Origin of the sequence: Rhizobium sp. Rhizsp42, from assembly GCF_047304155.1 — a bacterium.
GTDB lineage: Bacteria > Pseudomonadota > Alphaproteobacteria > Rhizobiales > Rhizobiaceae > Rhizobium.
The window spans coordinates 98863-124743 of record NZ_JBGLYS010000017.1; the positions used below are offsets into that span (position 1 = coordinate 98863).

Annotated in this window: 27 protein-coding genes; 17 read left to right on the forward strand and 10 right to left on the reverse strand. The window is 57.7% G+C overall.

Annotation, left to right across the window (positions count from 1 at the left end):
* Window positions 1-283: 283 nt before the first annotated feature.
* Window positions 284-1291 carry a YihY/virulence factor BrkB family protein gene (locus ACCD05_RS17630; RefSeq protein ID WP_413394295.1) on the forward strand — a complete coding sequence of 336 codons (1008 nt, stop codon included), beginning with the start codon at window positions 284-286 and terminating at the stop codon, window positions 1289-1291.
* Between the two features lie 936 nt (window positions 1292-2227).
* Here the strand turns inward: ACCD05_RS17630 and ACCD05_RS17635 are convergent.
* Window positions 2228-2728, reverse strand: coding sequence for an SRPBCC family protein (locus ACCD05_RS17635; protein ID WP_112436722.1), 501 nt, complete (start codon window positions 2726-2728; stop codon window positions 2228-2230).
* A gap of 624 nt (window positions 2729-3352) precedes the next feature.
* Between ACCD05_RS17635 and ACCD05_RS17640 the strand changes: the two genes are divergently transcribed.
* Entirely contained in the window at window positions 3353-3631 is a 279-nt protein-coding gene (locus tag ACCD05_RS17640) for a BON domain-containing protein (RefSeq protein ID WP_162718164.1), read from the forward strand.
* A 290-nt stretch (window positions 3632-3921) separates the two neighbouring features.
* A complete protein-coding gene (locus ACCD05_RS17645; RefSeq protein WP_283193935.1) occupies window positions 3922-4206 on the forward strand; it encodes a hypothetical protein in 285 nt (94 codons plus the stop codon).
* A gap of 603 nt (window positions 4207-4809) precedes the next feature.
* On the opposite strand, the gene ACCD05_RS17650 is transcribed toward ACCD05_RS17645, so the two are convergent.
* Together ACCD05_RS17650 and ACCD05_RS17655 are read right to left on the reverse strand one after the other, a co-directional pair.
* Entirely contained in the window at window positions 4810-5055 is a 246-nt protein-coding gene (locus ACCD05_RS17650) for a hypothetical protein (RefSeq protein ID WP_112987737.1), read from the reverse strand.
* A gap of 348 nt (window positions 5056-5403) precedes the next feature.
* Window positions 5404-5607 carry a cold-shock protein gene (locus ACCD05_RS17655; RefSeq protein ID WP_112436842.1) on the reverse strand — a complete coding sequence of 68 codons (204 nt, stop codon included), beginning with the start codon at window positions 5605-5607 and terminating at the stop codon, window positions 5404-5406.
* A gap of 328 nt (window positions 5608-5935) precedes the next feature.
* Here ACCD05_RS17655 and ACCD05_RS17660 point away from each other — a divergent pair, with 328 nt between their 5' ends.
* Both ACCD05_RS17660 and ACCD05_RS17665 read left to right on the forward strand, forming a co-directional pair.
* Window positions 5936-6364, forward strand: coding sequence for a hypothetical protein (locus ACCD05_RS17660; RefSeq protein WP_112436723.1), 429 nt, complete (start codon window positions 5936-5938; stop codon window positions 6362-6364).
* A 121-nt stretch (window positions 6365-6485) separates the two neighbouring features.
* Window positions 6486-7085, forward strand: a complete 600-nt coding sequence (locus tag ACCD05_RS17665) for a hypothetical protein (RefSeq protein ID WP_112436724.1) — start codon at window positions 6486-6488, stop codon at window positions 7083-7085.
* 1549 nt (window positions 7086-8634) lie between these two features.
* Here ACCD05_RS17665 and ACCD05_RS17670 read toward each other — a convergent pair.
* Complete coding sequence (locus ACCD05_RS17670) at window positions 8635-8922, reverse strand: BON domain-containing protein (RefSeq protein WP_111563782.1); 288 nt, start codon at window positions 8920-8922, stop codon at window positions 8635-8637.
* Window positions 8923-9477: 555 nt separating this feature from the next.
* Between ACCD05_RS17670 and ACCD05_RS17675 the strand changes: the two genes are divergently transcribed.
* From ACCD05_RS17675 to ACCD05_RS17690, 4 genes are all read left to right on the forward strand, one after another.
* A complete protein-coding gene (locus ACCD05_RS17675; RefSeq protein WP_111563781.1) occupies window positions 9478-9750 on the forward strand; it encodes a BON domain-containing protein in 273 nt (90 codons plus the stop codon).
* A 78-nt stretch (window positions 9751-9828) separates the two neighbouring features.
* A complete protein-coding gene (locus ACCD05_RS17680) occupies window positions 9829-10167 on the forward strand; it encodes a DUF1236 domain-containing protein (RefSeq protein ID WP_413394266.1) in 339 nt (112 codons plus the stop codon).
* Window positions 10168-10277: 110 nt separating this feature from the next.
* Window positions 10278-11135, forward strand: a complete 858-nt coding sequence (locus ACCD05_RS17685) for a DUF1236 domain-containing protein (RefSeq protein ID WP_413394268.1) — start codon at window positions 10278-10280, stop codon at window positions 11133-11135.
* Between the two features lie 393 nt (window positions 11136-11528).
* Window positions 11529-11723: a hypothetical protein gene (locus tag ACCD05_RS17690; protein ID WP_413394270.1), complete on the forward strand. Its 195-nt coding sequence runs from the start codon at window positions 11529-11531 to the stop codon at window positions 11721-11723.
* A gap of 82 nt (window positions 11724-11805) precedes the next feature.
* On the opposite strand, the gene ACCD05_RS17695 is transcribed toward ACCD05_RS17690, so the two are convergent.
* Entirely contained in the window at window positions 11806-12102 is a 297-nt protein-coding gene (locus tag ACCD05_RS17695) for a DUF982 domain-containing protein (protein WP_111563778.1), read from the reverse strand.
* A 168-nt stretch (window positions 12103-12270) separates the two neighbouring features.
* Here ACCD05_RS17695 and ACCD05_RS17700 point away from each other — a divergent pair, with 168 nt between their 5' ends.
* Both ACCD05_RS17700 and ACCD05_RS17705 read left to right on the forward strand, forming a co-directional pair.
* Complete coding sequence (locus tag ACCD05_RS17700; RefSeq protein WP_413394272.1) at window positions 12271-12459, forward strand: hypothetical protein; 189 nt, start codon at window positions 12271-12273, stop codon at window positions 12457-12459.
* A gap of 59 nt (window positions 12460-12518) precedes the next feature.
* Window positions 12519-12716 carry an HWE histidine kinase domain-containing protein gene (locus tag ACCD05_RS17705; RefSeq protein WP_413394297.1) on the forward strand — a complete coding sequence of 66 codons (198 nt, stop codon included), beginning with the start codon at window positions 12519-12521 and terminating at the stop codon, window positions 12714-12716.
* A gap of 447 nt (window positions 12717-13163) precedes the next feature.
* Here ACCD05_RS17705 and ACCD05_RS17710 read toward each other — a convergent pair whose 3' ends face one another.
* Entirely contained in the window at window positions 13164-14807 is a 1644-nt protein-coding gene (locus ACCD05_RS17710) for a putative bifunctional diguanylate cyclase/phosphodiesterase (protein ID WP_413394274.1), read from the reverse strand.
* A gap of 534 nt (window positions 14808-15341) precedes the next feature.
* On the opposite strand from ACCD05_RS17710, the gene ACCD05_RS17715 reads away from it, so the two are divergent.
* Window positions 15342-15515, forward strand: a complete 174-nt coding sequence (locus ACCD05_RS17715; protein ID WP_413394299.1) for a CrpP-related protein — start codon at window positions 15342-15344, stop codon at window positions 15513-15515.
* Window positions 15516-15633: 118 nt separating this feature from the next.
* On the opposite strand, the gene ACCD05_RS17720 is transcribed toward ACCD05_RS17715, so the two are convergent.
* The gene (locus ACCD05_RS17720; RefSeq protein WP_413394275.1) at window positions 15634-15858 is read right to left on the reverse strand and encodes a hypothetical protein; all 225 of its coding nucleotides are present in this window, start codon (window positions 15856-15858) and stop codon (window positions 15634-15636) included.
* Window positions 15859-15903: 45 nt separating this feature from the next.
* Window positions 15904-16467, reverse strand: a complete 564-nt coding sequence (locus tag ACCD05_RS17725) for an HAD-IC family P-type ATPase (protein WP_413394301.1) — start codon at window positions 16465-16467, stop codon at window positions 15904-15906.
* 118 nt (window positions 16468-16585) lie between these two features.
* On the opposite strand from ACCD05_RS17725, the gene ACCD05_RS17730 reads away from it, so the two are divergent.
* Window positions 16586-16777: a hypothetical protein gene (locus ACCD05_RS17730; RefSeq protein ID WP_413394277.1), complete on the forward strand. Its 192-nt coding sequence runs from the start codon at window positions 16586-16588 to the stop codon at window positions 16775-16777.
* Window positions 16778-16833: 56 nt separating this feature from the next.
* On the opposite strand, the gene ACCD05_RS17735 is transcribed toward ACCD05_RS17730, so the two are convergent.
* Entirely contained in the window at window positions 16834-17892 is a 1059-nt protein-coding gene (locus ACCD05_RS17735) for a class I SAM-dependent methyltransferase (RefSeq protein WP_413394278.1), read from the reverse strand.
* 230 nt (window positions 17893-18122) lie between these two features.
* Here ACCD05_RS17735 and ACCD05_RS17740 point away from each other — a divergent pair, with 230 nt between their 5' ends.
* From ACCD05_RS17740 to ACCD05_RS17750, 3 genes are all read left to right on the forward strand, one after another.
* Window positions 18123-20069, forward strand: coding sequence for a putative bifunctional diguanylate cyclase/phosphodiesterase (locus tag ACCD05_RS17740; protein ID WP_413394280.1), 1947 nt, complete (start codon window positions 18123-18125; stop codon window positions 20067-20069).
* 433 nt (window positions 20070-20502) lie between these two features.
* On the forward strand, window positions 20503-22026 hold the full coding sequence (locus ACCD05_RS17745; protein ID WP_413394281.1) for a sensor histidine kinase: 1524 nt from the start codon (window positions 20503-20505) through the stop codon (window positions 22024-22026).
* A 1158-nt stretch (window positions 22027-23184) separates the two neighbouring features.
* Window positions 23185-23670, forward strand: a complete 486-nt coding sequence (locus ACCD05_RS17750; RefSeq protein ID WP_413394283.1) for an HWE histidine kinase domain-containing protein — start codon at window positions 23185-23187, stop codon at window positions 23668-23670.
* A gap of 491 nt (window positions 23671-24161) precedes the next feature.
* Here the strand turns inward: ACCD05_RS17750 and ACCD05_RS17755 are convergent, their stop codons facing one another.
* Window positions 24162-24779, reverse strand: coding sequence for a hypothetical protein (locus ACCD05_RS17755; protein ID WP_413394285.1), 618 nt, complete (start codon window positions 24777-24779; stop codon window positions 24162-24164).
* A gap of 253 nt (window positions 24780-25032) precedes the next feature.
* Between ACCD05_RS17755 and ACCD05_RS17760 the strand changes: the two genes are divergently transcribed.
* Window positions 25033-25347, forward strand: coding sequence for a hypothetical protein (locus ACCD05_RS17760; RefSeq protein WP_413394287.1), 315 nt, complete (start codon window positions 25033-25035; stop codon window positions 25345-25347).
* The last annotated feature ends 534 nt before the right edge of the window (window positions 25348-25881 follow it).

Consider the following 25881-nt stretch of genomic DNA (forward strand, 5'->3'; position numbering starts at 1 on the left):
GGCTTAAGGGTATGCAATCTCATTCGGCCCACCTAACCGTGGCTCTTCGCCTTCGAAGTGGCGATGAAACAGGCTATTTAAGTGGTCACCTGAATCTAACGCCGGGCAGCAGGCCTCGAAGAGTTCTCCCGCAAAACCGAAAGCTTTGTTGACCCGACCCGGCATGCATCTTTTCGACAGCTCCAGCGTTTTCCAATCAACGGTGGTCGATCGGAGTGAGGAAATGAGCCGACGAGGTGTTGTGACAAAAGCAATTTTTCTGGCCGCCATCGGTATTTCCCTTATGATGGGCAAAAAGACCAAACCAGGCATGCAAGCGCTCCCGGTCGTTGCTGATCTCCATGGGCGCGACGCCAAGGTGCCAGAGGCAATTCCGATCAACGGAATAAAAGATGTCTTGTGGCGCGTTTTTCATCAGATCACGGAGGATAGGGTGACGCTAATCGCAGCCGGCGTCACATTCTACCTCCTGCTCGGTCTTTTTCCCGCGATCTCGGCGCTTGTAGCGCTTTATGGACTAGTTGCCGATCCCTCGACCATGGCGGATCATCTACGTCAGCTGGCGGGCGTTCTGCCGCCTGGAGCCTTTGATCTTATCGCGGAGCGGATCGGCACTTTAACGGCTAGCCGCAATTCGACTCTTGGAGTTACCTTTACTATTGGCTTGGCGGTTGCGCTGTGGAGCACTCACAGTGCCACGTTGGCGATTTTCGACGCAATGAACGTCGCCTATGATGAAGAGGAAAAGCGAGGGCTCATTCGGTTGAACCTCATTGGCCTCGCGTTCACGATCTGCGCGATGGCCTCGGCGACACTCATGGTTGGACTCGTCGCGATCATTCCCATACTTCTCTCCTATGTCTGGCTCGACCGGTTTGAGGAACAGATGGCATTGATTGTCCGCTGGCCGATCCTGTTCATGATTGTCGCGGTCGCCACAACCGCCATCTATCGTTTCGGCCCTAGTCGCCAACCGGCCCGACTTCGGTGGATCAGTTGGGGCTCCGTTCTGGTGACGGTATGCTGGTTCGCGATGTCGCTTGGCTTCTCATTTTATCTGACGCATTTCGCGAACTATGACGCAACCTATGGGACTTTGGGGGCGCTTATCGGTTTCCTGGTTTGGACCTGGCTGTCCATAGTCATTCTGATCATCGGGGGCGAGCTCAACGCGGAGCTTGAACACCAGACGGCCAGGGACACGACCACGGGGCCACCGTTGCCGATGGGAGAGCGCGGTGCCTACGTCGCGGACACATTGGGTGAAGCGATTGGCGGAAAGAGCGCCTGAGGGGATTGCTCTAGACAATCAGGCGAGGCCTTTAGTCTAGCCGTCCTCGGAGCGCTCAATGATCTCGTGGCGTCCCTTAGCCCCCCGGTTCGCATCGGCGTAAGCGGTTAAATGCTGATTCCCTGTCTGAAAAACTTAATCTCAACGGGCATCCCAGGGATAACTGGCCGACAAAGGGTTCAGGAGGCGCATCGCTTCATGACGCGCACCGAGCTTTCGTTCGGCCCGGCTCGGGCGAGATGCGAGAACCCAACGCCTTAATTCGCTGGATTCACGTTGCGTGATCCATATGTTCACTCTATGTTCCAAAAGTTAACGTAGGGTGGCACATGGGATTCGACGTCGCATTGAACCGAGACCGGAAACGATTGGCCGAGGCGAAGGTTCGCGACATGCCAACCGATCATCCTCTTCGACAGAGATATATCGACTGGATTCACGAGCTAGATCGCATCTTGGAATCTGATCAACCAGAATATGGCCCGAAACCCCTCACCGAGGAAGACACCGTCAGGTCCAGACGCCTCGCGGGGGTCGCTTCCGTTGACGGGTTTCGCTCGGATGGCGCTAGCAGCGGTCGGACGCCGATAGCGCCGGATCGATCGTGCGAGCCATCACCTATCCGTCCTTTTATTCGAAAATCAGGCCATGCCGGATCTGGTGCTAACCTGGAGCGTGATCGGCTTTTCAGGGAAAACCAGATGCTGCAACATTTGCTCGCCCGATACGTGTAGCCCTGTCGCCGATGAACCCTCCGTGGTCGGACCGCGCCAGGCGCTTAGTGCCGGGCTAGGCGCCATGAGCGACCGGTAGGTGGAGGTCTGGCAAGTAGTGTCCGCCATCGTCGGCGTCTTCGCCCAATCCCGGTTTCCCCGCTCGCAACGACCCGCGCTAGTGATCACCGCCGTCTCGCTCGCGAGCGCTGATCGATTTGCACTACCTGTCCATGATAACGAGCAATTCGTCAAGTTGGTCAAACTGCTCGGGCAACGCGACCGCGCTGCCCTCAAGTGCTTCGTCAAGCGCTTCGGGCGATGGATAGATTTCCTGGAAGGTTAGAAGCGTCTTCCCGCCGTTGTCCCCGAAGCTCACGGTCGTGACCGCGCCAGCTTCTCCTTCGTCATTGGTCCAAACAATGCGCTCATTTGGTGATACCTCCAGATATTTGCCATGAAAGGCCACCGTTTCCGACTGATCGGCGCTAAATTCGAGCCGATAGCCACCGCCGGTGCGGACGTCCATGTGACAAGATGCGAGCCGCACGCCTGTCGCCGACCTAGGGACCCACCAACGCTGGAAGATATTGGCCTGGCTCCACGCTCTATACACCTTATTCGGCGGCGCGTTGAAGGTTCGTTTCGCGACAAGCTCGCGGTCTCCCCTACGTTCGACCGGAGTCTGTATCTGGATGTCACCCGCATTTTCATCTTGCTTCATCTAGACCTCCTCGGCTTAAGGGACCATTCCTCTTATCGCCCATCCCATAAGACGTTCGGCCGCGCCGGCGTCCGACAGCGCTTCGAAAAAAAGTTCTTGATCGGCGGCCGTCGCGTTACACCGTCCAATTGTTTCCCACCGCCGGTCCGAGATAGGTGGAGCCGATCTCTCGTCTCATCATCTTTCGTTCAGCCGACGGCGGTCTCACATCCCGAACGAGAGCAACGCAATCGGCGCGCATGCGACGAAGTCCGTAAGCGCGAGAGAAGTTTAGGGCCTGAGCTCGACCGCCTGAAGGATCACCAGACGGGAAGCTAAACCCACTTTTTGGACGCCAAGATTACACTATCGCGCGCGTCGCGACATCCTCCTCCGACCGACGGCGCGCAAACCGCTTCATCTCACTATGTGCCGACGAGAAAGTTGGGTCGACCGTTTTTATCGATCCGGTATTACTGAGCTTCCGCCCCAGCCAGGACTGGATCTGACCGAAGCCACCGATCGATGTTGGCTCTCATCAGACCGCGGGAACAAAATCCTGCTCGTCCGGGTTCCTCGAACAACGCGGCATACGGTGAAAGCACGCTAAATGTCGCCTGGCAGGATCGATCAAGGAGAACAGAGATGGTGACGCGTGAACGGAACTTCCACGGACTTAAACCTGAGTCCGATCTTGAATCGCCCAACCACGCAAGCTTGGAAACGAAGGTGGCAAACGCCCTTTCAAAAGATGGGTCCCTTGATCCTTCCGACATCGTGGTTGTCGACATGAACGGCGAGATCACGTTGCGGGGCGCTGTGTCGAGTTTGGCCGAAGCGCAGCGGGCCACTGAAGTTGCCAGATCCATCGTGGGGGTTGGTTCCGTCATCAACGCCTTGGAGATCGTCGTGGGCAACGGGTAACCCGCGCGCTTGACGTGCTTTCCAATCGAGGCTTCCAATACACGCGGATCCTTCGACGATGGGCCGCGTTCCCATACGCTCTCAAACAAATCCAGCCGCCGAGCTTAGTCGTCCGTCATTCGCGCTTTTCGCTTGCCGAGGTCAGCAATCGTCGCGAACAACTCACGCGACTTTTGTCGTGGGAACAATCAGGCGGCTCCACTGTTTCATGGTCAATGTAGTTTGGAGGATGGAGAATGATCAAGATTACCAAGTACGCTTTTGCTGCGGCGATTATCGCGGCGGATTTAATGGTTGCCGTTTTGCCGGCCGCCGGCCAGGGTTTGGAACTGCGTGTCGGGCCTGGCGGCGTCGATGTACGCGATCGTGATCGATATCCTGACCGGTACCGCGACGGCTATGACAGAGGGCGCGGGTGCAGCCCCGACGAGGCTTTGGATGCCGCGCGTGACGAAGGGTTTCGACGCGCTCGAATCGCTAGCGCGAATTCCCGCAGGATTATAATCGAAGGTATGACGCGCCGCGGCCCTGACCGTATCGTGTTCGCCAACGCCCGAGGCTGCCCTGAAATTTGACTTTCGAGTGTTTGTTGGAGGGAAGCGCCGCGCGGTGCTTCCCGACCAGATGAAGCCGCGGGGGCGGCCCACTGACGGCAAAGGAACGCTTGCCTCCAAAGCTGGCGATCCGACGGCTTAGCCGCACCCTCCCAGTCGCGATAGTTGGAACTTATGTGGCCAACAGGTTAGCCAACCTCACGTCGACGGATAAAAAGTTTCACGGTTACCGGGTTAGCCGATATAGACGTCCTTTCGGCATTACGGAGCAGTTCATAGAAACCTGATGTTAGCTCTTGGATGTGTGCTTGCTGACCAAAAGGGTTGATAATTCGACAGCTCAAGCGACATTCACGAACAATGAAAAATTGCCGGATTGTTTAAGCCTGGGAGGTGCTTAGCAGACCCTTTAGACGGGTTGCGTAAGGCGCTTTGTTTCGCGTATTTCCGCAACTGGAAATATTGCACGGTGGTAAGCGCGCGGCCCGGGTTTAACGCGCGAGCCATCGAACCGCGATAAGGGTGTGGCACTTGCACACCCAGCGATGCCGCGTGCTTCACTTTCGAGCCCCGAGGGCGGCCGTTCAATTGGTCGCTTCACGGCATTCGCGCCTCAAAGCGGCTCTAGGATGACGCGGGGTGCTCGGATGTGGATGTGCCAGTAATGTCCGATAACTGGCTTTTGGCGATGGAAATCAAGTGATCGGTATCAAGCGAGTGGCCCTCTTTTACAAGGCGGACCAATAGAGTGGCAATCTGAAGGACCAACTTTCGATCACGCTCAACCCCAAGCTCCCGGCAGATAACCTTCAGCGCGCGGTTGATCATTGATACGTCAGACAACTCTTCCATCATTCCTTTTGCTTCCATCGCATGCCGCCTACTAGCCACTCATGGCTGGATAGCCTCGGTTCTCGAGCAGGGAATCGCGAGGCGCGACAAGTTCGCATTCAACAACCGTGATGTCCATGCGGTGGGATTGAAAGCGAATGTAATGATATCGCCGATGCTCGGCATGGGAGACGGTCAAACCACGGCGTGGCGTGTCTGGGAGATGAAGAATGGAGAGAGAAACTTGCCGCGAAGCTCGAATTTCCAGGATGGTACCATGATACGGAGGCGACTCCGAGCTCGCCCCCGATCCCTACAGTCCGCGTACCTGCGAATGCCTGAGAGAAGCCGGTGATTGTAGAATGGTTTTCGCGCCAACCCCCAGTCCTAGATAACGGAAACGCGTTCCGCTTTCGATTTTCCGGTCTTCCGATCCTGACCGTCTTCGTATTCGACCTTCTCGCCTTGGCCGAGTGAGCCTCCGCGAACAAGCGCGGAAACATGGACAAAAACGTCCGCGCCGCCATTGTCGGGCGTGATGAAGCCGAAGCCCTTCTCATCGTTGAAGAACTTAACCGTGCCTGTTGGCATCATATTACCCTATAGTTTCACCCAGTTGAACCGTAGCGCGAGATGCAGCCACATCGATACATCATGCGCACCTGAAATCAACCCGCGCTCAAGCCATGAGGAAGAGCCGCCGACACCTTCCGTGAACCTGAGGGTTCATCGAGGAGGTCGGTTGCCGGTCCACGGGTCGCTCGACCAAGTCTGGATGTCGTTTGGATCAATCCGCATGGCGACATGCGTGGGCGCGTTCAGCGAATCATTGTCAACAAGTTGTAAACCACATGGGGTGTATACTGTCCCAGACTAAGTACTGTCGCGAATGGTTATATAGTTCTCAAGGATTGATACGATGGCTGACGAAACCAACATTGCTCCCGCGGCCGAGATTGCATCCGTAGATGCACCCGCCAAGGCCAAGGAAAAGAAGACCCGCGCGCCCCGCAAACCAAAGTCCGCCCCGGAAGCGGTCTCTGGCTCGTCGGTGAGCGCCCCAGTCAAAAAGACCCGCGCGCCCCGCAAGAGCAGTGCTCCCGCGAGCGAGACGGTTGTTGCCGCGCCGGCGGTCAAGACGCCGGCTTCCGCGAAAAAGGCAACCCCAGTCGCGAAGAACCAGCCGGCCAAGCGCGCGCCGCGCGGAACGGCGGCCGCGACCTCCAACACCGATGGCTTTTCGGAACTGCTGAAGCTGGAGGAAGAAAACCAAAAGCTGCGTAAGTCCCTGTCGGACAAACTGCGCGCCGAGAACGCCGATCTTCGTAAAAAGCTCGGTATGTCCTGATAGCAAGCACCCTGGGTTCAACAATCAGTTCACCCACATCTAAAGACCGGGCTTGCATTGCAAGTCCGGTCGTTGGATTAGTACAATGACCCCGACGATAACGAGTCGGGGAGTATTATCCATGCGATCGCCATGGCAGGTATTGAAAGGCTTTGCCTCGCGCGGCAAGGCGGACGGATCCCCCGGGCATCCCGACAAAGCCGAGGACAATGGTGCTCAGGCACCTGAGAAGGCACAGCCCCGTGAGAGTAAGCCTCGGACGAATCTGACCGACCCGAGAAGCGCCGATACCAACACGGTTTCGATCCGTGTCAATATCGCGGCGGAAGAACCACAAGCGCCATTGGAGGAGCGGCACGCGACGGACGACGGCCCCCGCATCCGGCCTTTGCAAACCGAAGTCTCGTCCAAGCACGAAGAAGAGCCGATGCCTCGCCCTGTCGAGGTCAAGGCATCGTCGACGCCACTCGCGCCGAACCCTTCGCGCGCCGCCGGCCACTTGGACAACAAGGCGCCCGAGAAGCGGACAGCCCATTCAGGAAAAAAACCCAACAAGGTCGCTTCGGTTTCCCATGACGCCAGCCGTTCCGATGAAGTCGCCGTTGTTGATCAAGCCATCGCGCTCGATACGGAAATACACGCGCTTCGGGAGCGTTTGGCGGAAAAGCTGCATGCACAGAACACTCATATGCGCCTACTTCTCGAACGATACGATCGCTGACTTGTCAATGGCCTCTGCCTCTGGGTTGATCCGAGGAAATACACGCTCAAGCGGCGGGGCCGATCGCGTGGTCCGGCTGTACTCTGTTTGAAGCTTTCCGTGCGGAACCTCGCGCGTTTCCACGTCGGTTAAAGCTGGCGGGGCTCGCCGTTCGCCGATAGCGCCTTATCGGCACGTGTCGACGGTCGGGAGGCAACGTCGCTTTCACCCGACGCCATCGAGTACGGTTCGGCCAAGCATTGCGTCCGCTACTTGGCCCCTCTCCTCGAGCGAAAATGGATGAGGGGGTTTGGTCGGATGGAACCTAGCCAATCAGCCATCCACGACAGATCATCAAGATCGCGACGGCGGCGGCGGCAACCACGTAGTCACGACACCGGCCTGTCCGCTTGCCCTTTCGATGATGCTCCGCACTTGTTCCCTGATGATCGAGCAAAGGCTCCTCCACCCTGTGCGGTTGAGTCTCGGGAGGCCCCGTTCCAGGTGTGGGAAAAAAGGAGCCCCGCGCGATGGCGGGGCAATGGCGCTGATCTAGAGTGCGACTTTAACGCGGCAGGACGACGTAGGTTCCATGGTCCTGGAAAATAAAGCCGGAGTGTGCCACGAAAAAAACCTGCGTAACCCCGAGTCGGGACCGTCTGAAGTGAAACACTTCCGTCCGCGCGAACCATGATTACCGCCACGCCATGTCTTCAAATGTTGTGGCCTGGCATCCAAGTCATAGCCGATCATGCCCTCAAATGATCGCCCGCCATGAGCTTCATGCTCACGGCGGGCATTTGCTGGGCCGGCGTTCATGTCAACGCCACGTAAACGAAAAGCCGATCCAGCGGCAACCACGCTACAGAGGCGTAAGTCAGTTGGGCTTACCCCTTTCGGGCAGGGCCCCGTTCCGTTCAGCAGATGTTCGTGTCCTGTCTGTCACACCCTCCAAGACTGAGCGCTATCTGTGGACCAGGGAGGAGGGGACGCGCTTCTCCGCTGCTCACCACAAGAGAATAACCAGATCCCTGAGGACCGGAACCCAGGCGTTTGGTCTTCATGGAAGAGTAGAACGGAGGGCCAATCGGCGTTGAGGGACCTCGTGCCCTCCACTTGCCAAGGTACACTGGAGACCAGCTCGTCGGATAAAAACCTGCCGCCGCGAAATATGTTCCAGGCCGCCTGGTGAGCGGTAAACGCCGCCGCAAGCCTGGACCATTCTAGACAGTCGCCATTGAACATGGAGCGCGGATTGACCTGGCGTCAGCCGAGCTTGGTCAGCTCGTGAGGGTCGGCTCCCATGCCGTTGCCTATTTCCATTCGCTGTCGCGAAACGGCTGGCTTCGGCGCGTATTCGCGTGTCCGGTCCGCCATGATTTCGCGGCGGGACACTCCCGCGGCCCCATCGCGAGGTGGAACCAAAAAGACAACTGCCTCGCAAGCGAAGGGCGATGACGGTCGTGAGATCGCAGAACGCCTACCACGAAGCCCGCCCCCCGCGAATCTCGTCGTCCACCAGGTGTTTGGCTGTACCGGCATTTCTTCACACCAGGGGGACTGGTCCGCTTCAATGAGCCGTGACCTCCGGGAGAGAGAGTTCCAGGACCAGCGACGCGAATGCCATTTCCTCAACGTCACGCAGCCTATCCTGTATGTTTTCAGGACCAGCAATCATGGACGCGATGGTGATCGCCTTTTCGCGATCGCCGTAATCGGTGACATACCCCTCCAGCAGAATTCTCCTGCCGATCATGCTGACCGAGATAAACCCGCTGTCACCGCCCAGCTCAGCGGACATCGCGGTCTTTACCGTGGTCAGCTGCTCGTGGGCAAGGAATTCCGGTTCAAACGACATGACTTTCCTCCTTTGTGATGGGATGGAAATACCCGAAACCCTGTTTTGTTCAGCTCCTGGGACCAAGGTCCTAGATGCTTGCCTGGATGGCATCGCGAGAGCGCGCTCTTGCGGTGTGACCTTACGGCAGACGGCGCTCATTGGTGCCAGGAGATTAGCGCGATTACTCATTGGCAGCGTCATCCTCCGCGGCGTGGATAGGGGGCCCGATCGTGCCTCGCGTGGCGTCTGGTCGTCACACAGGGCCTAGACAAACGCGAATGGCGGCGATTGAACCAACACTGCCTCGGCCATGTCTTGGATTGCGTTACTAGGGATCGTCTACCTTGCGTCCATCGCCAACATGGCTGGAGTGAATTCTTGCAAGTTATCATGCGGCCTGGCCGCTCCCTCTAAAACCAATGGTACACATCCGGGGGCCCGACCAAACGAAAGGCGGCGTCATGGTTCGCCCGTATGGACCTAAGTCCCAGCCGTGGAACAGAAGAGCTTCCGGCGCGCTTACGAGGTATCAACCCGTGGCTTTTCAAAAGAAGAGCTTGAAGGAGTGTCGCCATGAAATTCGGTTCAGATAGCTTCAGTCACGAAGACTGCTGTTCACAGGGTCATAGCTCGGCGTCAACAATCGCGACCATTCAGGCCGCGCTCGCGGCGGACCCCATGTTCGACGGGAGCGCGATCACGATCAACATGATCGGTCCCGTAGCGGTTCTGGAGGGCTTCATCTCTAACGCTCAACATCGCGACAAGGCTATATCGATCGCCGCCATGATCGTGGGTTTCGAGAACGTGCACGACCGGATGTTGAACCGCGTTCCCGCGCGATAACACGACGGTTTAGGCCGCGTCGGACCAAGGTCCGGCGGACCCCGGACTGAGGTCCCAGGCGTGGAACGCGGGCTCTTGATGAGGGTTTGGCCTCCCAGCGGAATGGTCCGCTGGCAAGGAGGAAAGTTCATGAACATCAGAGCAGCAGCAATCGCGGCCGCCGTGCTAATCACCTCGAGCGCGGCATTGGCGCAATCGGCCATGCCGTCGGAAAAGGTCATCACTTTTGTTCAAAAGGCGCCGGCTCCCAAGGAACGTGTGGTCGTCAAGGAAAAGATCGTCGTGGGCCGGGCCCTTCCCGAAACGGTCGTCGTGACCCCGATCCCCGATGAAACTGGCTACGCCTACGCAATCGTCAACGACGAGCGCGTTATCGTCGAGCCTTCCACCCGCAAGGTCATCCAGGTCATCCAGTAGCGGCTTCAAGTCGTGATGGTCTAGGCGGCGCCGGCCGTCCATCACTCAACGCGGGCCGCGTCGCGAAATTTTGACGCGGGCCGCCTTCGTTTCAGTATTTGGAGGATATCATGAAGCACTTGCATCTCACAACCGTCATCGCCACGCTCTCGCTAAGCGTCGCGCCGCTCGCGGTCGCCCCGGCGACAGCCCAGACCGCCACGAAAACACGGTCTGACGCTCAAACCGCGGCGCAGTCTGGATCAAGTTCAACGGGCGCTGGCTCGGCGCCCCAATCCGATCAATCGGCGTCTGGTTCCAGTGCACCCGTCACCGACTGCTCGCCTGGCGCGTCCGGATGTCCGCGCTCGAAGGCGGCAACTCCGCCCGCGAGCGGCGAGGAGGGTGATGCGCAAGAGAGCGCCAGCCAGCAGACGGGTGAGGGAAGCGGGTCCGGAAAACTACCCGCCGACATGAAGAAGAAGCCTGAGCCGCGGGATGCCTCCGGTGGCACGACAACGGAGCAGAAGTCCGAGTCGAGTGGTGGCGATACGACCGCGGGGTCGAGGAACGGTGCAGCCCAGGGCTCCGACACTTCCGGCACGAGCGTCCAGAACGACCCCTCGAAGCAATCCGCCGATGAGAATTCGTCGACTAACAAGAACTCTTCCGAGACGAAGGTCAACAACAACACGACGACCAGCAACTCGGCGACCAACACCAAAGCCAACGTCAATGTAACGGTCGAACAGCGAACTGAGATCCGACAGGTCATCCAGGAAGTCCACGTCGCCCCGGTTAAGGAAGTCGACTTCTCGGTGTCCGTTGGCACCGCGATTCCCAAGAGGGTTCACCTTGAACGGTTGCCGCCGCGGATCGTGAAGATCGTACCGGCGTACGAAGGTTACCGCTTCTTCCTCCTTGCGGATGGTCGGATCGTGATCGTCGATCCAGACGCGCTGACGATCGTCTACATCATCGAGAACTAGCACGCGGACCCGGCGGCGTCATGCGCCGCCGGGGGCGCTGGAGGAACGTCATGATCCATCAAGAAGAGAAGTGCTCGGGAACTGGTTTCCCGCTCGTCGTTATTCTCATGGCCATCGCCGCTATATGCGGAGTTCTGATAATGACGCCGGAACATCCGTCGCCCGCTCGCGTGTTCGTGCCTGTTTCCAGCAGTTCTCCGTGAGGCTCCTGGCCCTCGGGGGCTCACACCCAACTTTCGCGAACCAAGCGCTCCCCGCGTTCGAGCACCAAGGGAAATTGGAAAGCGACGGGCCGTGCTGTTGGTCCCTTGAGACCCTCCGCACCGATAAGGCTATGTTAAAGGTGTCGCATGGGATGACGGGTCGCTCGTGTTATCGTTGCCGGGAAACAGGATGTCCCTCGCGGAGGAGACCGAAACATCCACCTTACCATTAAAGTTGGCGGTTGACGGCGAACCTGGCAATGGCATCCGCGACATCTGGGCCGTCAAACAGCTGCTCGATGCGATGCTCAACGATGATGGTCTCGCTGCTTTCGCTCGTATCGGGCGCGTGATGGACGGAGGCGTGCGTAAAGGTTGCGTCTGAATTAAAGAAACTTGATCGACTTGCCTGATCGAGGTCCCCCCGGCGTTGCGCTCGCTAAGTGTCGTCCACGGGGACATACGGATCATGCCGCGGTCCTTTCGTCTCGCGTGGACGTATGTATGGGTGAAACGAGCGTGATGACCCCCATGCCAGCCTCTTCCGCCGCTCGGATGAACGCGGCCCTGGCATGCTCAGTGGTGCTTTCTCCGCTTATCGCATCAAGGCACTCCTTCACGGCGATCACATATTCCTCACCGTCATGTTCGTCCCAGTGGGTGAGCAGTGCGTTCGCGGCGTCGGGCAAAGTCCTTATCCTGATCGTTCGTTGGTGGACGACCAGGATTAAAGTTAAAAACGTCCGTGATCTGTAGCATTCCATGACACTTCTCCCCGGCAAGTGCTGCTACGCACGTCCGAAGCAAGAAGCGTACCAGTCAATCTTTCAAAAGCGCCACCGCTCGACCAGGTGCGAAACCCACCGGGCAACCGTTGCGATGGCTTTTACTAAGATCGCGTGCTATCCATTTGCCACGCGAGGGGAGTTCTCGTGAGACGAAAACTCGTGACGGTGGCGGTCGCGGCTCTCGCGCCCGTGGTGGCGATGTCGAGTTTAATCCCGATCTTCCATATCGCGGCCGTCATGCGGAACTGGCGCGACGGCAAGACGAGGGCGCGAACAAGGATGGCACCGACGACGAACTGCACGCCGTTGGCGCGACATTGGACGGCCTCCTAGACGGATTCGAAGCCTGGCGCCTCCAAGCTGAACGGATCAAGGAGGAACGCTCCCTCCTCATGCACGAGCTGGCCCACCGTGTGAAGAATGGCTTCGCGCTCGTCCAGGCAATCGCGCACCAGTCCTTTAGAAAGTCCGATCCCGGGAGCTACACGACCTTTGCTCAAAGATTGACCGCTCTTGCCGAAACCCATGATCTCATCCTTTCCGGGGAGGAGAAATCGACGACCGTGGAGGCCGTCCTAGAGGCGTCGTAGCGCGCGCATGCAACGGGCGAGGGCCGTATCAATCTTAATTGGCCCGACACCGTGCTTCCAGCTGACTTGTCACTTCCCCTCCAGGGCCGTATGAGGGACCAGCCCCTTGAGATAACGTCGATGAGGCGGGCGTGATCCTCCACCGGGATATCCCAAGAGTATCCGTTGGCTCCCACGCCGACGTTGTCTACTCAAACGTCGACCCGCCCAAATGTCGTTGCTGCCACCTCGCGGATCCGCTGGACCTGCGCGTGATCGCTCAAGTCCGCCTCGACGGCTACGGCATCAACCTGTCTGGCTGGAGACGCGACCGACATTGGAACGAAGGTTGGATCTGCACGCCTCCGAACGCTCTCCGTCTAGTCTCGACCACACCGGGGCACTGGCTTCCGCTAGGTGCGATACACGTTTCTCCCAATATGTGTCCGATTGATGCTCACTCTCGCGTTATCCTTGCTTGGCCAGGAACGGAACCGATGCTTGTGCCGGTTGCCACCAAGGCGCCACCTGATTCAGTCCGCCGTGTCCTGGCGCATCATCCGGTTCTGTCCGGGAAAATGCTGACGCGGCGGGGCGCCGCCGGATAATCTCGGTCACCTGATCGATCGGTGCGGGCCTGCCGAAAAGATAACCTTGACCAATATCGCAGCCTAGCTCCCGAAGTCTTTGGAGTTGCGTCTGCGTTTCGATGCCTTCCGCCGTAATCTTGACGCTCAGGCCAGTTCCCAGCGAAATGATCGCACGGACGAGCTTCTCTTGCTTCTCGTTGGTTTCGAACGTCGCCACGAAACTCTTGTCGATCTTGATTTTATCGAACTGGTAGTTGGACAGCTGCGAAAGACTCGAGAACCCGGTACCAAAGTCGTCCAGGGCGATTTTGATCCCGGCGGCTGTCAGGCCGCTGAGGACCTCGCGCGCCGTTTCCGTATCCTGGATCAGCGCGCTCTCCGTCACTTCAAGTTCGACGCGATGGGGAGAAAGGCCGACCTCTCTCATGACATTTAACAAACGCAGGCCGAGTAGCCGGTCACTCAATTGCACGGGCGAAATGTTGAATGAAAGTGTGATGTGCGACGGCCATGATAGGGCATCGCGACATGCCGTCTCGAACAGGTAGTCGGTGATCGGGATAATGAGGCCGGCGTCCTCGGCAACGGGTATGAAGTCACTGGGAGAAACGAACGCGCCCGATTCCGTCTCCCATCTGGCGAGCGCTTCGAAGCCGACGATCTCCTGCGTCTTCAAGTCAACGAGCGGCTGGTAATGGGGGCGAATCCGTCCATCGTTAAGCGCTTTCTTTAGCGCGGCCTCCATCTGTACACGCGCAACCAAGTCCTGCTGCATGGATGATGCGAACGTCCTCACGTTGTTTCGGCCGGCTTTCTTGGCGGCATACATGGCGCAGTCCGCATATTGCAGGGCGGTCTTGAATTCATCGCTGTCCTCGGGATAGAGCGCGAGCCCAACGCTGGCGCCCATGTCCACTGTCGCTCCGTTGGTAACGATGGGCTTGCTGACGATCTCGACGATATGTCGCGCGACGGCCACGAGATCCTGATCTCCCTGAATCTTGATGACAACAGCGAATTCGTCCCCTCCCACTCGATAGACGTCATTACCCGGGAAGATGGCGGATAACCGTTCAGCAACAATCTTTAATGCCTCATCGCCATGGGCATGTCCAAGAAGATCATTGATCTTCTTGAAGCCATCAAGATCGATACTGAATACCGCGTATTGATCTCTGACGGCACCAGGCGCGGGACGCGCGGAAAGAGCGCCGAACATCCGTCGATTTGGTAGATTGGTCAGCGGGTCGTGGCAGGCAATCCAGTCGACGTTCTTCTCCGCCGCGATCCGCCGCTCGATCTCACGCGCCAGGTCCTTCATTCTAATCAGGGAGTAAACAAGGCCAAGCGCGCCGGCTATGCTAATGGCCGTGAAGACTTCATCGAGATCGTATTGCTCATGAGATTGAAAGAAATGGTCAAGCGCTTCATGACCGTTGAAACGCAGGGCCAACCCGAAAACAACAAGAAATAGACCAGACCAAATGAGAAGCTCAAATTGGGCGCGGTTATACTTTATCAAGAGAATGGACTCCACCGGCGGTGCGCGGCTTCATGCCAAGATGATAGGCCTCATCGCCTCCTGAGAGAGGAGTAACAGTTGGATGTTATCAGGCGATTAAGGTGAATGTTAGCAAGATCCTGTTTTTCTTGCTTTATTTCGCCTGAACGTTGCGATTTACGAGGAATTGGCAAGATGGTTGTGTCGGCCGCTGTCCGTGGCCCGAGAGGGCGCGACCCGAACAGCATCCGGGTAATTCCTGTTATCGAGATGCCGACATTGAACGCGAGTCCACCATGAGGCAACTGCCGAGGTAAGCGGGGCATGACCCGTGAAAGGCGATCAGATCCAAGGATCGATCCAGCGACCGATGACTTCCCAAACGCAAATATTCGTAATGACTTGGAGTGGTAAGGTAGGAGCATTCGCAGCGATTTGAACGCATGCGCAAGCTCCGGGCAAGATTGGGCTCGCAGAAGTCTGGCGGGTTGCAACGCTCCAAGAGGCGTCGGCCATGATCATGAGGATCTGATGAATTGTGATGTTGAAGCGATGATGGATTGGCAGCAACGCGGAATCAATGCGAGAGTACTAGGCGTTTCCGAGTGTGAAAATCCTGTGCTTCCCCACCTTGAAAACGCCTGCTCGCGGAAGGAAGTAGAAGGCTGGAGGCTGAGAGCGGAGGCTTGGTTTTTCGGCTGGCGGATTGAGGACGCGTCGCGGGTGTAGCTCGCGGCATGGAAAACCCCTCAGTGAGCTCAAGCCGCGAGCCCTTTCGAGGCCGGTCCCAGCATCGACACGAAGCCGCCCCAAAGGCGCGCCCATTCGGCCGCGGCTTTCATTGACGTCACCTCTTCCCGGCCTGGCGCGCCGATTCCTTCGGTGGATCGAGAAACGCGACGTAGCCTAAAAGAGTGAGTTCGCTTTCGTCTGCTAGACCGTAATCCTGTTTCTTCCCGTCGAACACCTTGAACGCGACCGCGACAGCCCGAAATCCGTCCGCGTTCAGCAGCTCGGTCTCAGCCTTGGCGGTGGCTCGGATCCAGGCCCCCGGTCTCGCCATCCAGCGCATACCGTGCGCAGACGGCGAAGATCTCTTCCACCGCCCCCTTGCAAATTAGCACATGGCGGCCGCCGGGGCGGCGACAACAACCGACATTCGGCGCCGCGAGAAGTCGAACGGCATCTCGTCGACCTTGGCGTATTCCTCGGTTCCAAGTCCGCCGTGGAGGTGAACATGGTTAAGGACGGCCTCGTCCAGCAAGTTCCGCAGACCCGACTGGAAATGACTGTTGAGGAAGGTATATCGCAAAACGTCGTCGGATTCCTTGCCAAGAATGTCGAGGTGCCGTTTAAGGATGATCCGGTCCTGCGTCAGCGTACCGGTCTTTTCGATGCATAAGACGTCCATCGCCCCAATATTCTGGATGACGTTCAGCCGCTTCATGATGACCTTCTGCTTCGACATTGCCACCGCGCTCTTGGCGAGGTTGACGGTAACGATCATGGGAAGCATTTCGGGGGTCAGCCCGACCGCGACGGCAACAGCGAAAAGCAGAGCCTCCAGCCAATCATGCTTGGTAAGGCCGTTGATAAGGAGGACTGCCGGCCCCATCACCAGAATGAAGCTTATCATCATCCAAGTGAACCGCGCCACGCCTCGATCGAACGCGGTCGGCACCTGTTTGCCGGCCAAATCTTACGCAAGCTGACCAAGGAAAGTTCCCGCGCCGGTTCGAACGATAACACCGGTGCCATACCCCGAAACAACATTGGCTCCCATGAAGCAGAGACTGGATATGTCGAATGGGTCCGCTCGGACGGCCGATCCGGCGTCTGAAAACTTCTCCGCCCGAGAGTTCTTCGCCGTCGCGCGCGAGGCCAACATTCGCACTGTCTCGACCCCTTACCGGCTTGAAAATGCCAATGAAGCGCTGACGGAGCTACGAGCCGGCCAAGTCCACGGAGCAGCCGTGCTCACCATGGCCTGAACGCTGGCGGGCTTCGAGGAACAATTTGTCCCCGGCCGCGCGATCCCGCCGCGTCGTCACCGGTATGGGCCTTGGCCCTCAAGCTTCTTCGTGATTTCGCAATAGACGACGCTCCGGTTCGACCCGGACCAGACCGACACATCCACATCGACGCCACGAGCACACTCCGTCGCCAGGCGAGCCATGTCGTGTTCTGATCGCAAGAGCAGTCGCCAGTTCATGAATGTTTCCATGTACCCGTCTACATCTGTCTCGGGTGAAAAGTTCGCGAACAAGAATGTCCCGCCAGGCTTGAGCATGGTGATGCATTTCTTAGCAAGCCTGATTGCGACAGGATCAGGCAGGTAGTCATACAGGCCTGCCGCATACACAAAGTCGAACATGCCAAGGGCGTGCTTCCCAGCCAGCAACGATTTCACCGAGCCGTTCACCGCCTCGACAACGGTGCGAGTGAAGTCGCGAGCCACGAGGCCGACGCTGAGAGGATCTTGATCCAGGGCGACCCACCGCGCGACACGTTTCGCTGCGATAGCCTTGGATAGCGACGCTTCGCGAAGATGCCCCGACGCGATGGCAAGCACGTCAATCGGGCTAGCTCCGGCCCCAGCAAACTCGTCGACACGACGGGCAAGAATGTCCCGACGTTCTCTCACCGCGACGGACGACGATGCATTGACGGTGTAGTTATATATCCCTCGTCCCAATTTGCTCGCCGATGCGATGTCTGCCTGCACCTCAGGGCTCCCATAGATGAAATCCAGGAGATGCGCATCACCAGAATAGCCGCGGGGTTTCGCGAATGACCAAGCCGTCAAGGGATCTTGAAGCAGGTACTCCGCGACGGGATGAGACTGAGCCATTGGAACAATCTCATCCCACACAGCTGGGTGAAGGGCGCGACGCATGTCGTGCAGCGAACGCGCCAGTCGCGCGACAGTCATGGACGGCTCAACGCCGGATACGAACTGTTGGATAGCTAGTTGGAGAATGAGTGCGAGCTCGGCTTCCGCCGAGGACAGGCCCGTGAGATCTGGAGCTTCAACCCCAATGGCCGCTTGACGGATTGCATTGGGAAGGACGAGGCTCTCCCCGTCCAGGAAAATGCTCTGTGCCATTACGAGACCCCATTGGCGATACGTTAATCATAATCAACCATGGAGAATAAGGCGACTAGAATCCGCGCGGTATAAGGGTAATTCTACTGTTGCGGGTATAAAGTTCGCCCTCTAAAAGAGCGGAGTAATCGGGAGAGTTGTCGCGAGCTGCTCTAAGTAGCTTTTGGAGGGCGCCAAGGCATGATTTACTTTATACCGGATCCGCCCCGCTATGAACTGCGGGTGTTTGCATGAGTGCGACCTACGCGGATTTTCGATCTGATCCTTTAAACGAAAAACTTTCATTCGACGAGGCCCGCAATTCTCTTGAGATCGAGAATGATGCTGTTCGACGGCGTGGCACCCGGCGAGGTCTTTGGGTCGCGGTGGCGGTGTATGTTGCTTTCGCCTTGCCAGATCAGTGGCTCATCCCTGATGTCGCGCCCGTGACCATCGTTGCTCGATTCGCTGTCGCCGCGATCGCGCTACTTACCTTTGAAATCCTGCGCCTTGCGAAAGCGCGGACCCTCTGGCTTGACGTCACCTGCGCCGTGGCGCTCTTGGTGGGCTATATCGGCTGGCTCGCACCCGCGATAGGCACGAGCGACGCGGCCGCCATGTCGTACTACATGATATTCGGTGCCATCTTCATGATGGGCGCCAACCTATTCTTTAGCTTCCCATTTCGCCTTTCGGTTGCTACTTCCAGCGTCGTGCTGTGTGTATTTTTCGTCACGATTGAGGAATTCTTTCCATCGAGCACGACCTATAAGATCGCCTTCGGATTGTTCTACATTTCGTGTTTCGCCTTCACGTCGTTCGTCAATTGGAGCCTGAATTCGGAGAGGCGGAAGGTGCTACTAAGGGCGGCGGAGGCTCGCCACCAGCATTGGGAAGCGACCGAACGTGGAAAGGCCCTGCTTGAGCTTTCACATACTGACTATCTAACGGGCATAAACAACAGGCGAGCGCTGGATAGGCGCCTCGACGAATGTTGGACAGTGTGGAAGACCGAGGGTCGAGATTTTTCGGTCTTTCTCATCGATGTGGATTTCTTCAAACGGTTCAATGACCGTTATGGTCACCAGGAAGGAGACCGCTGCCTTACAGTCATCGCCAACGCTCTGAAAGTTGTCGTTGAGGCTTCTGGCGGCATGATCGGTAGATACGGCGGCGAGGAATTTATCGTAGTGCTCCCCATCGATAATTCGAAGACAGCAATGATCATCGCGGAAAGAATAAAGATGGAGGTCGAGTTTCTGGCCATCGCTCATGACGAGCGGCCGGATGATCGATCCATCGTTACAGTCAGTATCGGTGTGGCGTTCACGCGCCAGCAGTCCGTTGAAAAGGTCGAAAGGTTGGTACGTGAGGCCGATCTCGCCTTGTACAGTGCAAAGGCCAGCGGACGAAATTGCATAAGACATTTTGATCCAGCATTGCCTCTCCCCGACGACAGCGCTTGTAAGCTCATCCCGTTGCTGGCCGCCGCGATCGATCGCAAACTTGTCTCGCTCGTCTACCAGCCAATATTCGATGTAACCCACGAGAAGGCGAGGGCCGTGGAAGCCCTTATGCGCCTTAAGATGCCCGACGGAACGGCTGTCTCACCGAAAATCTTCATTCCGCTCGCGGAACGAACTGGCGCGATCTTGGAGCTTGGAAGGTGGGCCATCGAGACCGCGTGCCGGGATATCCTAATGACGGACCGGATGGCGACCGTCAGTGTCAACGTATCTCCGATACAGCTTCGTTCTCCGGGCTTTGCCGCCAGCGTCGCCGACATCCTCAGCAGCTGCGGTGTGAACGGGTCCCGGTTGGCCCTGGAAGTGACCGAGGGCCTGGATATGGATATGCAGCTGGAGGTCCTTAAATGCATATCCGATCTGCGGGCGCTTGACGTTGAGATCTGGCTCGATGACTTTGGATCCGGTTTCGCGGGACTGTCTTGGTTGAGGGCCATAGAGTTCCAAACAGTCAAGGTCGATAGAACGTTTCTTCAAGATTGCTCCACCCCACGCGGGTTGACCATGCTCCGGGACATGGTTGCCCTCATACGAAATCGAGGGAACACGATCCTAGTGGAAGGCGTGGAGACCGCGGCGCAGCTGTCGTTGCTGAAGGATCTTCATATCGACCGTGTTCAGGGGTTTCACATGGGCATGCCGGTCCCAGCTGAGCTGCTCAGCGCGGCTTGATTCGACTTCTTTTGCTGATTGGGTCTGTGGCCGAAGTCCTTGGCTTCCGACGTGTTGTCTATCATGTGGATCATGCCCCGTGGCGTGGTGCGGGTGGACGGTAGAACGCGAGCGTGCCCTTAGTGCGCCGTGGCGAGTGAGCGGCCTTGCGGGCGGTCATCTATATTCTTCGGTATGGTGGATTGCTGACACTCAACCAGATACGAAGGATACATCGATGACCAACGACATAATTGACCTACGAGAGCTTGTGGAGAAGACCCCGGACGCGGATATTCCGCGACATGATCGGTTTTGCCGCTGAGCGACCCGTCGCCACACACACCATCTCATGGGACACGATGGCTTCGAACTCTTGGCATCGACTAAGACGGATGTTTGGGCCTATAAACGACGGGAATATTGATCAGACGTCGAGCCAAGTGTTTCATAAATGGATTCAACTATTTTCGGTTGCCTGGAAAATGGCGGAGCGTGCGGAGCAGCACTTAGAGCCATCAACTGGCGGAACACGGGTTTGGGCACACCCGAGAAGTGGCCTTTAAGTCTGCGTACGGCGGTGCGGTTGATCTTGAATTCGGAGTTCCCGATGATGATCCACTGGGGGCCAGAGCTGATTACGTTCTACAACGACGCCTACGCTCCCAGCCTTGGCAACAAGCACCCTGGCAACCTTGGCAGGCCCGCCAAGGAGTGGTGGTCGGAGATGTGGGACGCGCTAGAGCCGATTTTCCAGCAGGTGCTGGGTGGTAAGCCCTTTTACGTCGAGAACGCCGCGTATCAGCCTGATCGTTACGGCGGACGCCAGACGGCATATTTCACTCACTGCCACAGCCCCTTGTGGGGCGACACCGGAGAAATCGAAGGCATTTTCCTTGTCGTGAAGGAAACGACGGGCCAGGTCATCGCGGAAGCTGCTTTGAAAAAGGCGAATGACGAGCTCCGGCTCCAAGTGGAGAAGGGGCTGGACGACCAGGACCGCATCTGGAGCCTGAGCATCGATCTGCTTGGGGTCGCGGACGCGGAGGGTGTATGGTTGAGCGTCAATCCCGCATGGACAAAGACACTTGGTTGGGAACCCTCGGACCTTCTCGGACGCACTTCCGAGTGGTTGGAGCACCCCGAAGATCGCCTAAGAACAAGCTCGGAAATAAACCGCCTGGCGAGCGGGACGTCGGTTCTCTCCTTTACCAATCGGCTTCTAAAGCGTGACGGAACGTACTGTCCCTTGTCATGGAATGCTGTCCCCTCCAAGGGTCTACTTTATTGCGTGGCCCGAGACTTGACGTCCGAAGTCGAGCAACGGTCTCTCCAGGAAACCCTGAACAGAGAGCTGGAAACGACCCAGGAAAAGCTATCGGAACAACTCGCCGCGGACGAAGTCCGGCGCGTCCTGCAACAGGAGATGTCGCACCGCCTCAAGAACGCCATGAGCGTTGTCCAGGCTATCGTCAGCCAGAGTGCTCGATCGGCCGGATCCACGGGCGAGGTAGTGACTGCTATCCGGTCACGGATACAAGCCCTGGCCAACGCCCAGGATATCCTCGTCCACGGTCCAGACACGGGAGCCGACATCGGTGTTGTCCTGCGGGGAGCCCTGCAACCCCATGCGGAGCTCAATCACAGCCGGATTTCATTGGAGGGACCGTTGGTGCCCATCTCACCCCAGCAGGGACTGGGCCTTGCTCTTCTCGTGCACGAATTGGCTACGAACGCCGCCAAGTATGGAAGCCTATCGGTACCCACGGGCCAGGTTCGTTTACGTTGGGCAGTGGAGCAGGGCCGCCTTCATCTTGTTTGGCAAGAAGTTGGCGGACCGAAGGTGGCCGCGCCCGAGCGCGACGGGTTCGGATCACGTCTTCTCACGCGCATTGTTCCGGGCTATTTCAGTGGCAAAGGGCGAGTTCAATACCCTCAAACCGGACTCATATTCGAGCTTCAAGGCGAATTGATTTGAAGCCACTTGCCTCCACTGCCTCGAGACGATCGTGCTCGGATGCCTTGCTTGCGCCCGGCTAAAACCAAGCGCTATGTCACCTACTCGATGAGGAAACGAAGGCAGCGCGGTGTACAAGGAGACCGGCAATCTCCTTGTTTTCCAGATCATGCTCGGTCACACACGAATGCACCGCCCAGATCGAGTGCTAATGACCATCGACAAAGGCCGATCGCCTCCCGCGCTGCGCAAGTGGTCACGCGCGTTAAAGCCCGTTGACATCTCTCGATCGCAACCGCCAAGGTTTAGATCGAGTGGGCCGTGATGACCGTCTGGGAAGGTGCTGGAAACGACGTTGGCCCTAGGTTGAGACCGGGCGTGCACAACGACCTCGTGCCCAGCACGGACCAAGCTACGCGCGGCGGCAAGGCCCAGGCCATCTGTCGAGCGCGTGATAAATATCCTCCCAGGACACTGCTCCCACGCGCTATCTGCTTGGATTGACGACCTCGGAGACTGGCTTGTCCGTACTCTCGCCTGGCTTTGCCAAAATGATATAGCCACCCGCGATCACGATCCCCGCCGCGAAGATTATCGCTACGAATGCGTACATGCGGTGGCGAGCCTTGTTGCCTGTGGACATGCGGTGAGTCACTCCTTATCACAATGCGAAAAGGAACGCGTAAACAGCGTCTTGGGTTCCCGAGCTCTAAAACTAAATTAACCAAGGATGGCTAGTGGTTCTTCTCCGCGCGGCTCGCTGTCCGTGTCATAAAGCGAGATCGAAACTCGACTATGTCGTTCGGACCTTGGAGCAATCTCGTGAGGCTCGAACGAACAGCGCGAGCTTGCCGCCACACGATCGTAAGGAACCCAAGGGACCAATGATAAAGGTTCCGGCCAAAAACCCTTTGCCCGGTTTGAACAAATTCCCCAAATGCTTGTTGAGGAGGGCCTTCTCACGCTTAGCATTTCCGATGCGATAGCGGTGACCTTCGACGATATTGGCGACCGTATAGAGGACTAGCGCTCCCAGGAAGCGGAGCGCACGGCCATGGCTATACTTTCCCCCACGGCGGAGCATGTTATCGTGACTGACCTGGCGGGGTTCGTGTCACACGCGAATGCCGCCGCCCTGGCATTATGCCGACGTGATCCTGTCGGTTCGAAGTTTGCGCCGTGTTCGAGCTCGAGTTCAAGGCTGCCACCGGATTGATGCAGAGCGACGATTTCATTTCGCTCGCGCTCTCCGGTCATTCCGTCCAAGGCGTCGAAGCATTCACCTTGAACGAGAGTAACTCGCAGCCGCTCCTGGTCAGCGCCGCTCCGTTTCGGGTTGCCGGAAATGAAACCAAGGGCGCGGTCTCGACGCTGGTCGATCTTTCCCGTCACAAGGAAGCCGAACGGCAGCAGTTCTTCCTCATGCGCGAGCTAGGCCACCGTGTGAAGAATAGACTTGCGCTGGTCGTTTCGATCTCCAACCGCACCGCGTCGACAGAGGACACGGGCGACGGCTTCAGGCGTGCGTTCGCCGGTCACATCCAGGCTCTCGCGGCGTCACACAATGTGCTTGCGGACCGCTCTTGGACATTCATCCGGCTGAGCGACTTGATGGTCGCCGAGTTGAAGCCCTTTGTTGAAAACTTTCGAACGCGGTCGCGATAAAGGGGGGGCCTCGGTATCCTCCCGCGGACGGCTGTTCCGTTGGGGCTGATTATCCACGAGCTCACCACGAACGCCGCGAAATATGGCGCCCTGTCGAATGACACTGGAACGGTGACCGTTGAACTCGGCTCGGAGCAGGGCTCTGGATCGCGCGTCATCAATTGGATTGAGCGGGGGCCTCGGGTGACGGAGCCAACACGAAACGGTTTTGGCGGCACGGTGATTGGGAGAAGCTCAAACTATTCCGTTCACGGTGGGGCAGAGACCATGTTCAATGAGAGCGCGCCGACATGCCGTATCGGGGTTCCTGACGAGGATGTGGTAGCTCCTGGTTGAGTGGAAATGCTCAGCATATCCTGCCCGGTGCGCGCACGTCGACTTCCAAGATACGGTACCCAGAATAGCCGATGCTTGGAGTAGCGAATGACAGCGCGTACCGTTGACGCAGCGCTGACGGACGCGATAGTGCTCCATGGACCGCCGAGGCCTTCCTATTGCCGCGCTAGCCAGCTTTGCACCAGCTTCGGTGGTGTTGACTTGAGCCGATGGCCACAAGAGGCGTCCGCACCAGAACCGCACGTCGATAGGCGCAGTACAAGGACTTTGCCGACAAACTCCTTGCGCGGATCGAAAGGAGCTGCCTTCAAGATAGCGGCACGAAAATCTCTTTCGAACGCTTGCCGAGCGGGAGCAGGTGACCCTTTCACGGTAACGACGGGCCCGCGCACCACGGCGCCACGGTCATCGATCACAAAGTAGCCTATACCGTCAACCTTCGCCGCTCTCGTATCCTCGCTCACCAACAAGTCGAGCTCGGCCGCGACGAGTGAGAAAGGCGCGACCTGAGTGATGGACTGGGCGCGCGCATCCACGCCCGTTAACAATAAAGCCGCGGCGCAAGTCGTCGCCGCTTGGATGAACGTCCGGGCTATTTGCCGCCTATTCGATCGTTGAAACATTTCCGGTCCATTTTTCCCGCCAGCGAGTTTTAGCGGACACAAACAGCCCCGCAATGAATGATCGTTGTCGTGGCATCGAGCCCCTTTGATTTCATCGGTTGGCGTGGCATTTTGGCAACCGAACAAGGCGGTCCTTGAAATTCCCGCCACGGTCGACATCCAAGCTGGCGACAAAGCAACCGCGCACGAGGATCGCACTTTGTCGGAAAGCCATCCAGTCCTCAATAAATGATCTTGTATCACGCATAAGCCGGGTCTCCGCTTCGTCGTTCACAACCTCAACCGCTGAGCAACTTTCAGATATTTTTCAAACCATCTCGCGCGCCAAACGTTGTCGTGGGCATCGACGTATCGATTGCATTCATACCAAAGGCCCGGATCGCATCAGTAAGAAAGATCGCGCATGTCCAGACTGACCGAGATGTCCAGCGATAACCGGGATGCGTTCGACACGAGTTCCGTTGCAGCCATTGACGCGACGCGACAACTTGTTATCGAAATCCACGCTGCCTTCATGTTAGCGCAGCTCCAGGTGACTTCGATCGTCATGGGATCGGTCAACGCTGGGTCGGTGGGCCCTGCTCAAGCGGTGGCGGGTATCCACGACTTATCCTCCGACATCGCCAAGCTAAGCCACGAGGCGCTCGAAGCGGTGAGAGTGTTCCGCGAACACGCCGCGACAGCACGGAAAACACGTGTCACTGGCAGCGAATCTTGAACACCGTTTCGCCTAATCAATCCTGGCAAGGCAATGGATGGCGCTCATCGCCATTTTCTAGAATCGGGGGCTTAAAAGAGCGAGCCAGTTTACCAAGGACCACCATGGCGGGGAACTTCCTTCGACCGCAATGACAACAGGATCGGCGACGCAGACACTGCGCTCGGATCTTGCGTCGATGGGTGGCTTCCATCGGGTTGTAAGCCGGCGACTACGGCACGCACTCACTGAGCGCTCGCGGCCACGGCACAAAATCCAAGGAGACTGGCCAAATTCGGGCCGCAAACGCCAACACACGGGCTCATCACCGCAGAAAGCGGCACGGATCGAGACCCTGGGCCGAGGCGCGGAGCAGACTCGCATTGGTACTAAGCCCGGCAAGACCGAGGTGGGCGGATGAGCACTCGATCAAGAGGGTTTTAACGAAATCCGCCCATGCAGCAATCGCGGGATTGAACTAGGGCGTAGACTCATAACGACCTGATCCAGATGCGGGTGGCGAGTAGTTTTACGGCCGCTAGGAAGTTTTGGGGG

Excerpts from the sequence above, each read along its gene's own strand:
- ACCD05_RS17665 (WP_112436724.1), top strand. The coding sequence starts at position 6,486 with ATGCGATCGCCATGGCAGGTATTGAAAGGCTTTGCCTCGCGCGGCAAG.
- ACCD05_RS17640 (WP_162718164.1), top strand. The coding sequence starts at position 3,353 with ATGGTGACGCGTGAACGGAACTTCCACGGACTTAAACCTGAGTCCGAT.
- ACCD05_RS17735 (WP_413394278.1), bottom strand. The coding sequence starts at position 17,892 with ATGGCACAGAGCATTTTCCTGGACGGGGAGAGCCTCGTCCTTCCCAAT.
- ACCD05_RS17740 (WP_413394280.1), top strand. The coding sequence starts at position 18,123 with ATGAGTGCGACCTACGCGGATTTTCGATCTGATCCTTTAAACGAAAAA.
- ACCD05_RS17680 (WP_413394266.1), top strand. The coding sequence starts at position 9,829 with ATGAGGGTTTGGCCTCCCAGCGGAATGGTCCGCTGGCAAGGAGGAAAG.
- ACCD05_RS17675 (WP_111563781.1), top strand. The coding sequence starts at position 9,478 with ATGAAATTCGGTTCAGATAGCTTCAGTCACGAAGACTGCTGTTCACAG.
- ACCD05_RS17695 (WP_111563778.1), bottom strand. The coding sequence starts at position 12,102 with ATGGAATGCTACAGATCACGGACGTTTTTAACTTTAATCCTGGTCGTC.
- ACCD05_RS17655 (WP_112436842.1), bottom strand. The coding sequence starts at position 5,607 with ATGCCAACAGGCACGGTTAAGTTCTTCAACGATGAGAAGGGCTTCGGC.
- ACCD05_RS17645 (WP_283193935.1), top strand. The coding sequence starts at position 3,922 with ATGGTTGCCGTTTTGCCGGCCGCCGGCCAGGGTTTGGAACTGCGTGTC.
- ACCD05_RS17760 (WP_413394287.1), top strand. The coding sequence starts at position 25,033 with ATGTCCAGACTGACCGAGATGTCCAGCGATAACCGGGATGCGTTCGAC.
- ACCD05_RS17650 (WP_112987737.1), bottom strand. The coding sequence starts at position 5,055 with ATGGAAGCAAAAGGAATGATGGAAGAGTTGTCTGACGTATCAATGATC.
- ACCD05_RS17685 (WP_413394268.1), top strand. The coding sequence starts at position 10,278 with ATGAAGCACTTGCATCTCACAACCGTCATCGCCACGCTCTCGCTAAGC.
- ACCD05_RS17670 (WP_111563782.1), bottom strand. The coding sequence starts at position 8,922 with ATGTCGTTTGAACCGGAATTCCTTGCCCACGAGCAGCTGACCACGGTA.
- ACCD05_RS17705 (WP_413394297.1), top strand. The coding sequence starts at position 12,519 with ATGCACGAGCTGGCCCACCGTGTGAAGAATGGCTTCGCGCTCGTCCAG.
- ACCD05_RS17730 (WP_413394277.1), top strand. The coding sequence starts at position 16,586 with ATGTCGAATGGGTCCGCTCGGACGGCCGATCCGGCGTCTGAAAACTTC.
- ACCD05_RS17720 (WP_413394275.1), bottom strand. The coding sequence starts at position 15,858 with ATGCGCTGGATGGCGAGACCGGGGGCCTGGATCCGAGCCACCGCCAAG.
- ACCD05_RS17745 (WP_413394281.1), top strand. The coding sequence starts at position 20,503 with ATGGATTCAACTATTTTCGGTTGCCTGGAAAATGGCGGAGCGTGCGGA.
- ACCD05_RS17715 (WP_413394299.1), top strand. The coding sequence starts at position 15,342 with ATGGATTGGCAGCAACGCGGAATCAATGCGAGAGTACTAGGCGTTTCC.
- ACCD05_RS17630 (WP_413394295.1), top strand. The coding sequence starts at position 284 with ATGATGGGCAAAAAGACCAAACCAGGCATGCAAGCGCTCCCGGTCGTT.
- ACCD05_RS17690 (WP_413394270.1), top strand. The coding sequence starts at position 11,529 with ATGTCCCTCGCGGAGGAGACCGAAACATCCACCTTACCATTAAAGTTG.
- ACCD05_RS17660 (WP_112436723.1), top strand. The coding sequence starts at position 5,936 with ATGGCTGACGAAACCAACATTGCTCCCGCGGCCGAGATTGCATCCGTA.
- ACCD05_RS17635 (WP_112436722.1), bottom strand. The coding sequence starts at position 2,728 with ATGAAGCAAGATGAAAATGCGGGTGACATCCAGATACAGACTCCGGTC.